This is a genomic window from uncultured Thiodictyon sp. (genome assembly GCF_903946935.1).
GTDB lineage: Bacteria > Pseudomonadota > Gammaproteobacteria > Chromatiales > Chromatiaceae > Thiodictyon.
This window is the reverse complement of record NZ_CAJAXH010000284.1, coordinates 1-13,140: the sequence shown is the minus strand read 5'-3', so window position 1 is coordinate 13,140 and position 13,140 is coordinate 1. Positions and strand designations below refer to the sequence as shown.

Below are 13,140 nucleotides of genomic sequence, written 5' to 3'. Positions count from 1 at the left end.
CTCACGAAGGTTCACGCACGGGGCCTCGGACAGTAAGGGGACCGACGTGCTTTATACCCGGGCCACCTGGCGTTGTCCAGTGTTGCGGACAACCGCCGGTTGCAACAGAGAGTCCTGGCTAGAACGGTTCCGCCCTGAAGACCAGCCGCCTTGAGTCGCCGATCCCTCTCTTGTCTGCGACGCTGTACCCGGATTCCGCTACCGCTCCATCCGGGCTACTGGGAGGTGCTGCTAATCGTCACTTATGTCAGCATAGGCCCATAACTTGCCAATGAGTCGTCATATCAGGCGAATTATGAACATCACAGCACAGTTGACTGACGACGCCATCCTGCGTGAGCTGGGCGCGCGCCTGGCGGCGACTCGGCTGGCGCAGAACCTGACCCAGGCGGCGGTGGCGGAGCAGGCAGGGGTGTCCAAACGCACCCTGGAGCGGCTCGAGTCCGGCGAGGTGGCAACCCAGTTGTCCGGCTTCCTGCGGGTCTGCCGCGCGCTGGGCCTGGCCGAGCGGCTCGAACTCCTGGTCCCGGCACCGACGCCCAGTCCGATGGCTCAGTTGAAGCTCGAGGGGCGGCGGCGCCAGCGGGCCTCGGGCAAGCCGACCGCGGCGCGTGAGACGGGCGCCTGGACCTGGGGGAAGTCCAAGTGATTGCGCAGGTCCGGCGTTGGGGGCGGGCTATCGGGGAGGCCACGGCAGCGTGCGCGGTCGCGTCGCGGCTGAAACCGCTCCCACCGGGTCCCACGGTGCTTGCGGCCGGAATGATGATCAAGGCCGGCAGGCGTGTAGAATGTGCAGAATGAACAAGGTTCCCGATCTGCATACCCATTCGACCGCCTCGGATGGCACCCTGGCCCCGGCGGCGGTGGTCCACCGGGCGGCCGCCGCCGGGGTCCCGCTGCTGGCGCTGACCGATCACGACACCATCGACGGGCTGGCCGAGGCGGCCGAGGCCGCCCGCGCCTGCGCGCTGGGCTTCGTCCCCGGGGTGGAGATCTCGGTCACCTGGGCGGCGCGGACCATCCATATCGTCGGGCTCGGGGTGGACCCCGCCCATCCGGTGCTGAATGAGGGGCTCGCCAGGCTCCAGACCTTTCGCGCCTGGCGCGCGCAGGAGATGGGCCGGCGCCTCGCCAAGGAGGGGATCGAAGGGGCCTATGAAGGCGCGCGGGCGCTCTCCGGCGGCCAGTTGATTGGGCGGACCCATTTTGCCCGTTTCCTGGTGGAGCGGCGCGTGGCGGCCACCGAGCGCGATGTGTTCAAGCATTTTCTGGTGGCGCGCAAGCCCGGACACGTGGCCGGTGACTGGGCGAGCCTGGAGCAGGCGGTGGGCTGGATTCGCGCGAGCGGCGGCCAGGCGGTCATCGCCCACCCGGCGCGCTATAAGCTCACGCGCACCAAGCTGATGATACTCGTCGGCACCTTTCGGGAGGTGGGCGGCGTGGGTATCGAGGTGGTGTGCGGCAGCCACGCCCGGGACGAGGCCTTTAACTTTGCGCGCCATGCGCGCGAACAGCGGCTGCTGGCGTCGGCCGGCTCGGATTTTCACGGACCCCAATTGGTCCTGTCGAGCCAGCCCTGGATCGACCTGGGCCGGCTCGCCGCGCTGCCCGACGGGTGCGTGCCCATCTGGCACGACTGGCCGGCGGCGGCGGGTTTGGAGGGGACGGGAGCGCCCGACCCCGCGCGGGCAGCGGTTGCCTGATTATCCGACCTCAGTTTGGGTTATTCTAGGGACTCAGAACCTTGTCTTCTCTTGAATCGTTGCATCGGTCGCGTCAGTCATGGCCCAGTTTTTCCAGATTCATCCAGTCAACCCGCAACCGCGCCTGATCCGGCGCTGCGTCGAGATCCTGCTCGCGGGCGGCATCATCGTCTACCCGACCGACTCCTCCTACGCACTGGGCTGCCAGCTCGGTGAGAAGGACGCGATGGAGCGCATCCGCCGCATCCGACAGTTGGACGACAAGCACGATTTCACCCTGATGTGCCGTGACCTGTCGGAGATCACCTCCTACGCCAAGATCGACAACCTGGCCTTCCGGCTGCTGAAGTCGCTCACCCCGGGGCCCTATACCTTTGTCCACGAGGCCACCAAGCTGGTGCCGCGCCGGATGCTCAATCCCAAGCGCAAGGCGATCGGTATCCGGGTGCCGGACAACGAGATTTGCCGCGCCCTGCTCCAGGAGTTGGATCAGCCGATCCTGAGCACCACCCTGATCATGCCCGGGGACGAGCACCCGCTCACGGACCCCGAGGAGATGCGCGACCTCTTGGACAAACTGGTGGACCTGGTCATCGACGGCGGCTTCTGCGGGCTCGACCCCACCACGGTGGTCGATATGATCGCCGAGCCGCCCGCGGTGATCCGGGTCGGCAAGGGCGATGCCTCGCAGTTTGAGCAATGACGAAGAGCGCGACTGTCTCACGCCAAGGCGCCAAGCTCGCCAAGAAATACAGCAAGATAGGTCAGGCGTTCAGATCGCCTGGTGGGTGAATGACGCAGTGCCGATCACACAGTGAAAACCCTTGGCGAGCTTGGCGCCTTGGCGTGATCACTGCCCTTTCCACGATGAACCCTGCGGCCGGGCGCCGCGCCCGTATAATGCCCCCATGAACGCACTGAACCAGATCCAGTTACTCGCCATCCTCGTGCTGCCGGTGGTGCTCGCCATCACCGTCCACGAGGCCGCCCACGGCTGGGTGGCCAACCGCCTGGGCGACCGCACCGCCCTGATGCTCGGGCGGGTCACCTTCAACCCCTTGCGGCACATCGACCCCATCGGCACCGTCGTGGTGCCGGCCGTCTCCTTTCTGCTGACCGGGTTCCTGTTCGGCTGGGCCAAGCCGGTGCCGGTGAACCCCAACCAGTTGCGCAACCCGCGCCGCGACATGGCCCTGGTGGCGCTGGCCGGACCGGGTGTGAATCTGCTGATGGCGCTACTCTGGGGGCTGCTGATCAAGGCCGGGGTGCTGCTGTGGGAGGTCAGCCCCTGGGTGTCTCTGCCGCTCGTGTACATGGGCGCGGCCGGGGTGCTGATCAACGTGTTTCTCATGGCGCTCAACCTGGTGCCGCTGTTGCCCCTGGACGGCGGGCGGGTGCTCAATTCACTGTTGCCGCGCCAGTGGTCCTACTATTTTTCGCGGCTCGAACCCTTCGGGCTGGTGCTCTTGATGCTGCTACTGGTGAGTGGGTTGTTGAGCCCGCTGCTCCTGCCCGTGGTAAGCGGCATCATCGGCCTGCTGCCGGGCGCCAATATCGTCCACGAGTTGTTTCATCTCTGAACCGAGGCCATTGCATTGACTTCCGTCTCCGCCCAGCATGCCCGCGTACTCTCCGGTATGCGCCCCACCGGCCGGCTCCATCTGGGCCACTATCACGGGGTACTCAAGAACTGGCTGGAACTCCAGCACGAGTTCGAGTGCTTCTTTTTCGTCGCCGACTGGCACGCGCTGACCACCCATTACGAGGACCCGAGCCTGATCCCGGACAGCATCCGCGAGATGCTGATCGACTGGCTGGCGGCGGGCATCAACCCGGGTTCGGCCACCCTGTTCATCCAGTCGCGGGTGCCGGAGCACGCCGAACTGCACCTGCTCCTGTCCATGATCACCCCGGTCGGCTGGCTGGAGCGGGTGCCGACCTATAAGGATCAGCAGGAGCGGCTTAAGGAGAAGGACCTCGCCACCTACGGATTCCTGGGTTATCCCCTGCTCCAGTCGGCGGACATCCTGATCTACAAGGCCGGCCGGGTGCCGGTGGGGGAGGATCAGGTGGCCCATGTGGAGCTGACGCGGGAAATCGCTCGGCGCTTCAATCACATCTATGGCCGCGAGCCGGACTTCGAGACCAAGGCCGAAGAGGCCAAGCGCAAGATGGGCAAGAAGAGCGCCAAGCAGTTCGACGAGTTGCGCCGCGCCTATCAGGAGCGGGGCGACGGTGAGGCCCTGGCGGTGGCGCGCGCCATGCTGGACGGTCAGGCCAACCTCACGGTGGCCGACCGGGAGCGGCTGTTCGGCTTCCTGGAGGGCGGCGGCCGGGTCATCCTGCCGGAGCCCGTGCCGCTGCTGACCAAGGCCTCCAAGATGCCCGGGCTCGACGGGCAGAAGATGTCCAAGTCCTACGGCAATACCATTGCCTTGCGCGACGAGCCCGCCCATGTGGAGAAGGCGATGCGCACCATGCCCACGGACCCGGCGCGGGTGCGCCGCACCGACCCCGGCGAGCCGGAAAAATGCCCCGTGTGGCAATTTCACCTGGTCTATTCGGACGCTGAAGTGCGCGACTGGGTGCAGGCCGGTTGCCGGTCGGCCGGTATCGGCTGTCTCGACTGCAAGCGGCCGGTGATCGACTCGGTGCTCGCCGAACTCGCCCCCATGCGCGAGCGCGTACGTGAGTTTACCGCCCAGCCGGAGCTGGTGCGCAACGTGCTCAACGAGGGCTGCGAACGGGCCCGGGCCGTGGCCCGGGAAACCATGGAAGAGGTCCGGCACGCCATGTCGCTGGTCTTCTGAGGCGCCCGACCAGGGATGGAGACCGAGCAGACCGCAGGCACCCAACAAGAACTGCCATTCGCCCTGGTTGAGGGCAAGCCGTATCTAACGCTTCCCCTGGATCTCTATATCCCGCCGGATGCGCTCGAGGTCTTTCTCGACACCTTCGAGGGACCGTTGGACCTGCTGCTGTATCTGATCAGGCGCCAGAACCTGGATATCCTCAATATCCCGATAGCCGTGATCACCGACCAGTACATCGAGTACATGGACCTGATGAAGGAGCTGCGCCTGGAGCTGGCCGCCGAGTATCTGGTGATGGCCGCCATGCTGGCCGAGATCAAGTCACGCATGCTCCTACCGCGCCCGGCAGCCGCCGCCGAGGACGAGGGGGACCCGCGCGCCGAGCTGATCCGCCGCCTGATGGAATACGAGCGCTTCAAACAGGCCGCGCAGGACCTGGACGGTCTGCCGCGCTTGGAACGCGATCTGTTCACGGCCCAGGCCGAACTACCGGCCGGGCACCTGAATCGGGTGCCGCCGGAGGTCGACCTGCGGGAGGTGCTGCTGGCGTTGCGCGGCGTGCTGGCGCGGGCGGCCCTCTTCACCAGCCACCGGGTCGAGAAGGAGTCGCTGTCGCTGCGCGAGCGGATGTCCCAGGTGCTGGAGCGGATGCGCGGCAGTCAGTTCCGCCTGTTCACCGAGCTGTTCGACTGCACCGAGGGGCGCGCCGGGGTGGTGGTTACCTTTCTGGCCCTGTTGGAGCTGATCCGCTCCGCCACGCTGGAACTGGTCCAATCCGAGCCCTTCGCCCCGATCCATGTGCGGCTGCGCGAGGGCCAAGGGCCGGCGAACGCGGAGGCCGCAGACTGGTCACCCGAGAACGATCATCCCGAAGAGAAGACTTAGCCGCAAATGAACGCAAAGGAACGCAAATGCTTTGCCGCGTTGCTCAGGCACAAAGCCGCGCCCAAACCGAGACTCCGTGCCATAGAATCACTTAGAATTATTTGCGCTTATTGGCGTTCATTTGCGGCCAATCTTTTTTCCCAGAATCAATAGATGACCACAGCGAGCTTGAAGCAGATCGTCGAGGGCGCGCTCTTTGCCGCCGGTACACCACTGACCCTGGACGAGGTCCAGGCCCTGTTCCCGGAGGAGGAACGCCCCGCACGCGATGACCTGGCGCAGGTCATCGCCGAGCTGACGGCAGACTACGGCGGGCGGGGGGTCGAGATCGCCCAGGTCGCCGGCGGCTGGCGCGTCCAGGTGCGCGCCCTGGTCGCCCCCTGGGTCGGGCGGCTGTGGGACGAGAAGCCCGCCCGATACTCCCGTGCATTGCTGGAGACCCTGGCGCTGATCGCCTACCGCCAGCCCATCACCCGCGGCGAGATCGAGGACATCCGCGGGGTGGCCGTCACCACCGCGATCATCAAGACCCTGAGCGAGCGCGAGTGGGTGCGGGTAGTCGGCCACCGCGACGTCCCTGGCCGACCGGCACTCTATGCCACCACCCGCCGGTTTCTGGACTATTTCGGACTGCGCTCACTCAATGACCTACCGCCGCTGGCCGAACTGCGCGACCCGGCCTTTTTGGGGGATGAGTTGGCCTTGGGCGAGCCGCAGCCGCTGGTGCCGGGACCCGCATCAATGCCCCCCGGACTCGAGCCGCTGGTTATACCTGATCCAAACGAAGGCGGTCACGATCACGGCCATGAGCGCGGCGCCGCCGACGGCGATCAGCAGGGCGTTGTCGTCGAGGAAGGCGATGACGACGCCGCTGTAGATGAGGAAGAGTCCGAAGAGCGCCATCTTCCAGTCCAGGTAGATGCCAGCCAGTAGGCTGGTGAGGCCGACCAGATAGATGATGACGAAGCCGTCGTCCTCGGCCCGCAGGAAGTGCTGGACATCCCCCAGGAACAGCAAACGGATGACGAGGAGCAGCGCCCCCCAATGCAGGACTTGGCGCAGCACATAGCGCAACTGCGTCTCCTTGGTCGCGCCGGCGTACCGGTTCCAGCCGCTCGCGGCGGACACGAGCCCGACCAGCGGGATGAAGACGTTCCACGCCTCTTTCGCGGACGCGGGGTTGTGGTCGGTCATGGCGATGAGCCCGACCGCGATCGCGTAGAGGGCGACATAGGGGACATTGGCGATTGCCAGCCTGGCCAGACGGCTCGCGGGGTGGGGCAGCGCGGGCATCCATCCCGCGTGGGTGATGTCGTTGAACATGGAGTTGTTGAGCATGGAAATGACCTCCAGTTGGTCGAGCATGGATGCGTGGCCGGGACTCGCGGGCGTCGCGAACCGGGCCCTGCGACACGGCCCAGGGACGGCGGGTCCGGCCCACCGCCCTGCACGCTGACCAAAGCCATGCATCTGCCTTGCCAATCTCTCCGGGCGCGCACGGATAAGCCTAGCAGGCTGTCGGACTTAGTGATGCAACCGATTGAATGCAAAGAGTTTCATCTTTTGCGCCAAAAAGTCGTTTTCCTGTTTAATCAATCGGTTACGCCATCAAGTCCGACAGGCTGCTAGAAAGAGCGGTTGTCACGCCAAGGCGCCAAGCTCGCCAAGGCGTTTCAGTCCCTTATCGGTGATTCATCCGCTGGGTGAGCTGGACACTCGACACATCTCATTGTCTTGCTTGGCGCCTTGGCGCCTTGGCGTGAGCAATTGCCGGATTCAGGATAAGGACTTGCGGCCCCAGGCGCGCGCGACCTGGTGGACAGGACACAGGGGGCTTGGTTGAAATCAACCAAGGTGGTGCGGTCAGGCCCGTTCCCGCGGCAGCAGCGACTCCGCATACATCGGCCGGACCCCGCGGTAACGCCGGGCGCTGTAGTGGGCAACGGTGACGGCGAGCATCAGCGGCAGGACGATCTGGTAGTCCATGGTCATCTCGAACACCATGAGGATGGACATCAACGGGGCATGGGTGGTGCCTGCCAGCATGGCGCCCATGCCGACCACCGCATAGGCGTTGGGCGGCGCGGTGCCGTCCGGCAGGAGCATCTGCACGAGCGTGCCGAAGAGTGCGCCGAGCAGGGCGCCGACGAAGAGGGTCGGGGTGAAGGCGCCGCCGACCGCGCCCGAGCCATGGGTGGCCGCCGTCGCCAGCATCTTGAGCACCAGCACGGTGAGCAGCGCCTGCCAGCCCCAGGGGGCCAGCAGCACGCTGTTGACCACGCCATAGCCATTGCCCCAGACCTGGGGCTCGTAGACCGAGATGGCCCCGACGATGAGCCCGCCGAGCCCCAGCCGTGCCGCGAGCGGCACCGGCAGCCGCGCGAAGCCCTGGTGCGAGCGCTCCAGCAGGTTGAGGAAGACGGGCGCCATGTGGCCGGCGGCAAGCCCCAGCAGGAGATAGAGCCCCAACTCCCAATCGCTGACGATCTGGAAGTCCGGGATCGCATAGACCGGGGCATAGCCCAGTAAGTCATGCACCGTCACGTTGGCGATCACCGCCGCGATGATCAGCGGGCCGATATGGTCGATGGCGATGGAGCCGAGCACGATCTCGGCGACGAAGATGGTCGCGGCGATGGGCGCGTTGTAGGCGGAGGCAAGACCCGCCGCGGCGCCGGCGGCGACCAGGAGCCGCATGGAGTCCTGATTGAAATGGCTCAACCGGCCCAGGGTCGAGGCGACCATGGCCGCGAGCTGAACCATGGCACCCTCACGCCCGATCGAGCCGCCCGAGGCGACGGTGCAGAGCGAGGAGGCGGCCTTGACCAGGCTCTGCCGGACGCCGATCCGGCCGTCGCCCAGCGCAATCGCCTCCATGTAGTCGGTCGTGCGCAATCCGCGCAGCCGCTGGCCGATCTCCTGCAGGATCAGCCCCGCGATCAGTCCGCCGGCGGCCGGCAGGAGCAAGCGCCCCCACCAGGGCAGGCCGATCGACATCTCGATCAGGCCGCCGCTGTGCCCGCCGATCAACCACTCCATGCCGTGTATGCCCTCGCGGAAGACGACCGTGACCAGGGCGCCGAGGATGCCGGCCAGGGCGGCGAGCGGTAGCAGCAGGGGTGGCTCGCGCCCGCTCGGGGACAACAAGAGCGTCAAGGCGCGCTGGGGTAGGCTGGCAATGGCCGCGAGCGCGGCCTCCGGGGAGCGCCAGACCGCCGTGTCGCCCCGGCGGCGCTCCCGGCGGATCAGGGCCGCCGCGATCAAGACCAGCAGCAGTGGCACGAGCAACCAGCCCGGTGCCCGCGGGCCCGGGGCCAGGCGGCCCGGACGCTCCGCGGCCGGCGCGGGCCTGGCGACCGGCCCCGCTGGCTGGGCGGGCGTACCCGACCCGGCCGGCTCCGGGCAAACGCAGGGCGCCGTGCCCGGGGGCGCGGCTGGGGGGCAAACCGGCGGTTCGGCGGGGGTCGGTCCCGGCGCCATGGTCGGGGCCGGCCTGGCTGGCTCAACCGGGGTCGGTCGGGCGGGGCCGGACGCCTCCGAGGTCGCCGGACAGTCAATCGGGGTGCCCTGGGACAGATGCCGGCGCCAGGCGCGACCCTGCTCGGCGACCTCCTGCCGCGCGGCCGCAGCATCCAGGCCCACCATGTCTTCCACCGCGGGGACCAGCAGTTGGGCGCCCTGCCGCAAGGCACTGTTCAGGTTGCAGGGCACGGCGAAGGCGCCCGGATTCGCGCGCAGCAGCGCGAGCATGACCTGGTCGCGGCTGAGTCCGGTGCCGGGTGCGACGCGTCCCGCGATCTCCCACAGCGACTCGCCGGGGCGCACCGCCCCCGCGGTCTGCGCCGCCTGCCCCGATCCGATCGGGCTGAACAGGACGAGGGCGAGGAGCCACCCGAGCGGCCGCGTCGCCCGCCATGGCCGCCGTCTCATCCGGTCTCGCGTCTCGCTCACTGCCTCGCACCTATGCTGGTTCATATCCACCAATTGCCCTAACCCCGGGAATTGCTCACGCCAAGGCCCCAAGCTCGCCAAGAAATACCATCGTGTAGAGCCGCTCTCCAGACCACCCTCCGGGCGACTTGCGCAACGCTGATAACGCACTGAAAAGCCTTGGCGAGCTTGGTGCCTTGGCGTGACAACTGCGCTTTCCAGGATGACCCATCACGCCCGGTTGCGATGCGCAAACCGCCGCGCCAGTCCGCCCCGCGGGGCCGGCTTCAGGCCGTTTGCGCCTTGGCCCGATCCCTGCTTGGTTTACACCAGCGGCCAGACGCGCGCGGGGGGCTGCCGTGCGGCGTCCGGTAGCCGACCATTGTTCCCCAACCTCAGGAGACGCGCCATGCCTCCCACCGCGACCGCGGCCATGCCACTACATCCCTTCGCCGACATCATGCTCGAGCTTGCGCTCTTGTTGACCATGGTCCTGGCCGCCCGCTGGCTCTCCAGCCGCTGGCGACAGCCGGACGTGCTCGGTGAGCTCTTGGTCGGGGTCTTGGTTGGGAACCTGGGGTACTGGCTCGGGGTGCCGTTCTTCACCTTTGTCATGAGTTATGGCGCGGCCAGCCCGGTGTTCGATCAGGTCTGGCAGGGCGGCGTCTCGGTGGCCCAGGCCGCGGCGCAGGTCTTCAGCCCCGCGGAGTTGGCCCCGGGCGGTCGCGGCCACGAGGTGCTGCGGCTGCTCAGCGGCCATCATGCGCTGGCCAACGCCAATGCCGGGTTGAGCCTGTGGCTCTTCTCCAGTCTGGGCATCATCCTGCTGCTCTTCCACGTCGGGCTCAAGACCGGTATCCATCAGCTGCGCCGGGTCGGCACCGATGCCGCGCGGGTCGCGGTGGCCGGTGCGCTGGGGACCCTGATCGCCGCACTCATCGTTACCTGGCTGCTGCCGGTCCATCTGTCCGGCGCCGGTCGCTTCTTCGTCGCCTCCGCCCTGGCCGCCACCAGCATTGGGGTCGCGACGCGCATGCTCGAGGACCTCGGCAAGGCCGATACGCCGGAGGGGCGGGTGATCCTGGGCGCCTGCGTGCTCAACGACCTGCTAGGGCTGGTGCTGTTGGCGGTCGCCATCGAGCTGGTCGTCAAGGGTCATCTGGACCTCCTTGCAGTTGCCTGGTTGCTGGCCTCGAGCGCGGCCTTCCTCGCTGCCATCGTCGTCTACGGCGACCGGCTGGGACGGCCACTCGCGCAACAGCTCAACCGCATCGGTCCGGTCGAGGCCCGCTTCCTCGCGCCGCTCGCCTTCGCCTTCCTGCTCGGCTGGTTGTGCAGTTCGCTGGGCCTGAGCGGCACCGTCGGCGGCTTCGCGGCCGGGCTCATCCTCTCCGACGAGGCGCTGCGCGACAAGACCAAGGAGATGCTGGTGCCCCTGATCGCGGTCTTTACGCCGATCTTTTTCCTGCTGATCGGCATGCAGGTCAACCTGGCGGTCTTCCTGGAGTGGCAGACCCTGGTGCTGACCGCGGCGCTCTTGCTGGCCGCGGTCGTCGGCAAGCTGCCGGCCGCGCTGGTCGCCGGGCCGCAGGTCGACCGTGCCGCGATCGCCCTGGGCATGTTGCCGCGGGGCGAGGTGGCACTCATCTTCGTCGGCGTCGGACGCTCGCTCGGCGTCATCGACGACCAGCTTTTCGCCGCCCTGGTGAGCGTGGTCATCCTGCTCGCCTTTGGCTCAGGCCTGGCGCTCAAGTGGGCCTTCGACCCGCGCTCCGCGCGTGCGCAGGCCGTACTCGGGCGGCTTAACCGGCTGCTGGTGCGCTGAGGTGCGGCACACTTCTTGCTTACAGCCGATGTGAGTCGGTACGCATCCTGCCCACTCGGACTGGCGCTCTTCGGGACCATCGGCATCCAGCCGTTGCTTATGGAGGGGTTGCTTGGCTATCCGGTCGAGACGACCGGCTTGGTGATGGGCCGCGCAGCCTCGACGCAGCCTTCGGCATGCTGGAGGTGGCGCGACCCCTGAGCTTCGTATTGATGGTGCCCTTGTTGTTGCTCTTGAAACCGGGCACGAGGAAATGACGGTAGGATGCCCGTTGGGCGATCTGCGATCCCCCATCCGTCGCTGTGGCGCTATGGCGGAACCACTATTGTGTTCCGCCCTGCGCGGACTCAGTTCGGCGTGGTCGGCAGTGGCGTCGGGACACCCAGTCACAGGCAGCAGCTGATTGGATCGGGATGTGGCGCGCGTCCGAATATCACCAAAGCGGGCCGGGAATCGGAGCAAGCCGCCCTGGCCGTTGGTCCGTCATCGACCCAAATCCGGAGCTAAATCCATGTCAGATAGATTGCATTGCGATGCGCTGACCCCCGGCCGCTTGCGGGTCCGCACCATAACCCTGTCTGTCGCGGTTTTTTTCGCCGCGGCGCAAGCACTGTCAGCCTCCCGGCATCGGCAGGGCCCGTGATGGGCAACTCGGCTGGGACGGACTGGCTTGTGCCGCTGCCAGTTCAAGACTCGACTATGAGTCTCCCCAACGGGGACGAGGCAGATGTGTACGCACCGGTGGTGTCGCCGCGCGCTCGGAATCGGTTCGCCGACATCTTCCCGCTGGCGGCCCTGCTGCAGGGAGCACGGGTGGCGAATGGGCAATACCGGCGCTTTGCACGGCTGCTGGCCAGCCAGGGCTTTGTCGTCGTGGTGCCGGACCATCTGCGGTCCTTCCCGGGCATCCCGGTGCCGGTTCGATTCAGCGAGGTGGGTGTCGTGACCGCGGTCTACGACGGGGCGGTTGCGGCGGACCGGGATCCCCGATCGCCGCTCTACCGGATCATCGACACCGACGCCATGGCGATGGTCGGTCATTCACTCGGTGGATTGGTCGGCATCTATGCCATCGCCGGCGTCTGCGATCCGCAAATCTGCAGCGAGCCGGGCGGCACCTACTCACCGCCGACGGCCCTGCGCGTCGGCGCCGTCTACGGCGCGAGCCTGGTGGGTTTCGACGGAGGCGTTATCGATCTGGATACCTCCCGGGCACCGGTGGCACTGATGCAAGGCGATCTTGACGGGATTGTCGCCCCCGCGAAGGTGCAGGCAACCTATCCCATCCTGGCGCCGCCGCGGGCGCTGATCGCGCTTCACGGCGCCAATCACTATGGCATCTGCGACGACAATAACCCGGTCGGCGGGCCGCCGGACCCCATCGATCCCACCCTCCCGCAATGGGAAGCCAATTTCGCTATCGCCCGCTGGATCGGCCTATGGCTGCGCGCCCAACTTAAGGACGACCCCTGGGCGCAATTTTGGATCTATCGGGTAGGGGGCACCTTTAACGGCGTGGTCGACGTCACTGCCGATTAGCGCGCGGGGCGGACGTCCGCCGGGGCATTCCGCCATCCGTCGCTGTCGCGAAGTGGCGGAACCGCTGCGCGGTTGTGGTTGCGCAGCGCGCGGAATGCGGGCCGTCGGCTCAGTTCGCGGATTCGGGACTGCCCTCGGGGCCGATCAGGGCGGTCAGGCTCTCGGCATCGAGCAGGCCGTCGACCAGGCATCCAACCGGGCGATCGGAGCGGTCGCGATGCGCTCCTCGGCCCAGGGCGGCCAGGGGCCGAAACGGCGGGCGAGGAGGCGCTCTAGTCCTTCGGCCTTGCCTTTGGCCTCGCCCTCGCTGGGGGAGGAAACTTCGGTCGCCCTACGGGCTCCCTGCGTTTCCTCCCCCAGCGCGTCGACCAGAACGTGTTTCACATGCGTTGCCATCGGTGATCTCCTTCAGACCGCCCTACAGTAATTTAACCGGGGGGTGCTG

At 67.1% G+C, this 13,140-nt stretch carries 11 protein-coding genes and 1 pseudogene; 9 read left to right on the top strand and 3 right to left on the bottom strand.

Annotated elements, in window-relative coordinates; genetic code table 11:
- Window positions 1–295: 295 nt before the first annotated feature.
- The 7 genes and pseudogenes from QZX93_RS24775 to scpB all read left to right on the top strand — a co-directional run.
- A complete protein-coding gene (locus tag QZX93_RS24775) occupies window positions 296–649 on the top strand; it encodes a helix-turn-helix transcriptional regulator (protein ID WP_295389258.1) in 354 nt (117 codons plus the stop codon).
- Window positions 650–797: 148 nt separating this feature from the next.
- A complete protein-coding gene (locus QZX93_RS24770) occupies window positions 798–1,703 on the top strand; it encodes a PHP domain-containing protein (RefSeq protein ID WP_295389256.1) in 906 nt (301 codons plus the stop codon).
- 79 nt (window positions 1,704–1,782) lie between these two features.
- Window positions 1,783–2,406, top strand: coding sequence for an L-threonylcarbamoyladenylate synthase (locus QZX93_RS24765; protein WP_295389254.1), 624 nt, complete (start codon window positions 1,783–1,785; stop codon window positions 2,404–2,406).
- A gap of 205 nt (window positions 2,407–2,611) precedes the next feature.
- Window positions 2,612–3,283, top strand: coding sequence for a site-2 protease family protein (locus QZX93_RS24760; protein WP_295389252.1), 672 nt, complete (start codon window positions 2,612–2,614; stop codon window positions 3,281–3,283).
- 15 nt (window positions 3,284–3,298) lie between these two features.
- Entirely contained in the window at window positions 3,299–4,513 is a 1,215-nt protein-coding gene (locus tag QZX93_RS24755; protein WP_295389250.1) for a tryptophan--tRNA ligase, read from the top strand.
- A gap of 15 nt (window positions 4,514–4,528) precedes the next feature.
- The gene (locus tag QZX93_RS24750; protein WP_295389247.1) at window positions 4,529–5,401 is read left to right on the top strand and encodes a ScpA family protein; all 873 of its coding nucleotides are present in this window, start codon (window positions 4,529–4,531) and stop codon (window positions 5,399–5,401) included.
- A gap of 153 nt (window positions 5,402–5,554) precedes the next feature.
- Window positions 5,555–6,079, top strand: a pseudogene (gene scpB / locus QZX93_RS24745) (SMC-Scp complex subunit ScpB); the annotation flags it as partial.
- 60 nt (window positions 6,080–6,139) lie between these two features.
- Here scpB and QZX93_RS24740 read toward each other — a convergent pair.
- Together QZX93_RS24740 and QZX93_RS24735 are read right to left on the bottom strand one after the other, a co-directional pair.
- The gene (locus tag QZX93_RS24740; RefSeq protein ID WP_295389246.1) at window positions 6,140–6,766 is read right to left on the bottom strand and encodes a hypothetical protein; all 627 of its coding nucleotides are present in this window, start codon (window positions 6,764–6,766) and stop codon (window positions 6,140–6,142) included.
- A gap of 498 nt (window positions 6,767–7,264) precedes the next feature.
- Complete coding sequence (locus tag QZX93_RS24735; protein WP_295389244.1) at window positions 7,265–9,331, bottom strand: ClcB-like voltage-gated chloride channel protein; 2,067 nt, start codon at window positions 9,329–9,331, stop codon at window positions 7,265–7,267.
- Between the two features lie 409 nt (window positions 9,332–9,740).
- Here QZX93_RS24735 and QZX93_RS24730 point away from each other — a divergent pair, with 409 nt between their 5' ends.
- Complete coding sequence (locus tag QZX93_RS24730; protein ID WP_295389242.1) at window positions 9,741–11,156, top strand: cation:proton antiporter; 1,416 nt, start codon at window positions 9,741–9,743, stop codon at window positions 11,154–11,156.
- A gap of 699 nt (window positions 11,157–11,855) precedes the next feature.
- Window positions 11,856–12,695, top strand: a complete 840-nt coding sequence (locus QZX93_RS24725; RefSeq protein ID WP_295389240.1) for a hypothetical protein — start codon at window positions 11,856–11,858, stop codon at window positions 12,693–12,695.
- A 153-nt stretch (window positions 12,696–12,848) separates the two neighbouring features.
- Here QZX93_RS24725 and QZX93_RS24720 read toward each other — a convergent pair whose 3' ends face one another.
- Entirely contained in the window at window positions 12,849–13,091 is a 243-nt protein-coding gene (locus QZX93_RS24720) for a hypothetical protein (protein WP_295389238.1), read from the bottom strand.
- Between the last annotated feature and the right edge of the window lie 49 nt (window positions 13,092–13,140).

What these genes read in the sequence shown, in the direction of transcription:
- QZX93_RS24725 (WP_295389240.1), top strand. Translation starts at nt 11,856, where the DNA reads ATGAGTCTCCCCAACGGGGACGAGGCAGATGTGTACGCACCGGTGGTG.
- QZX93_RS24765 (WP_295389254.1), top strand. Translation starts at nt 1,783, where the DNA reads ATGGCCCAGTTTTTCCAGATTCATCCAGTCAACCCGCAACCGCGCCTG.
- QZX93_RS24740 (WP_295389246.1), bottom strand. Translation starts at nt 6,766, where the DNA reads ATGCTCGACCAACTGGAGGTCATTTCCATGCTCAACAACTCCATGTTC.
- QZX93_RS24720 (WP_295389238.1), bottom strand. Translation starts at nt 13,091, where the DNA reads ATGGCAACGCATGTGAAACACGTTCTGGTCGACGCGCTGGGGGAGGAA.
- QZX93_RS24775 (WP_295389258.1), top strand. Translation starts at nt 296, where the DNA reads ATGAACATCACAGCACAGTTGACTGACGACGCCATCCTGCGTGAGCTG.
- QZX93_RS24770 (WP_295389256.1), top strand. Translation starts at nt 798, where the DNA reads ATGAACAAGGTTCCCGATCTGCATACCCATTCGACCGCCTCGGATGGC.
- QZX93_RS24730 (WP_295389242.1), top strand. Translation starts at nt 9,741, where the DNA reads ATGCCTCCCACCGCGACCGCGGCCATGCCACTACATCCCTTCGCCGAC.
- QZX93_RS24735 (WP_295389244.1), bottom strand. Translation starts at nt 9,331, where the DNA reads ATGAGACGGCGGCCATGGCGGGCGACGCGGCCGCTCGGGTGGCTCCTC.
- QZX93_RS24760 (WP_295389252.1), top strand. Translation starts at nt 2,612, where the DNA reads ATGAACGCACTGAACCAGATCCAGTTACTCGCCATCCTCGTGCTGCCG.
- QZX93_RS24750 (WP_295389247.1), top strand. Translation starts at nt 4,529, where the DNA reads ATGGAGACCGAGCAGACCGCAGGCACCCAACAAGAACTGCCATTCGCC.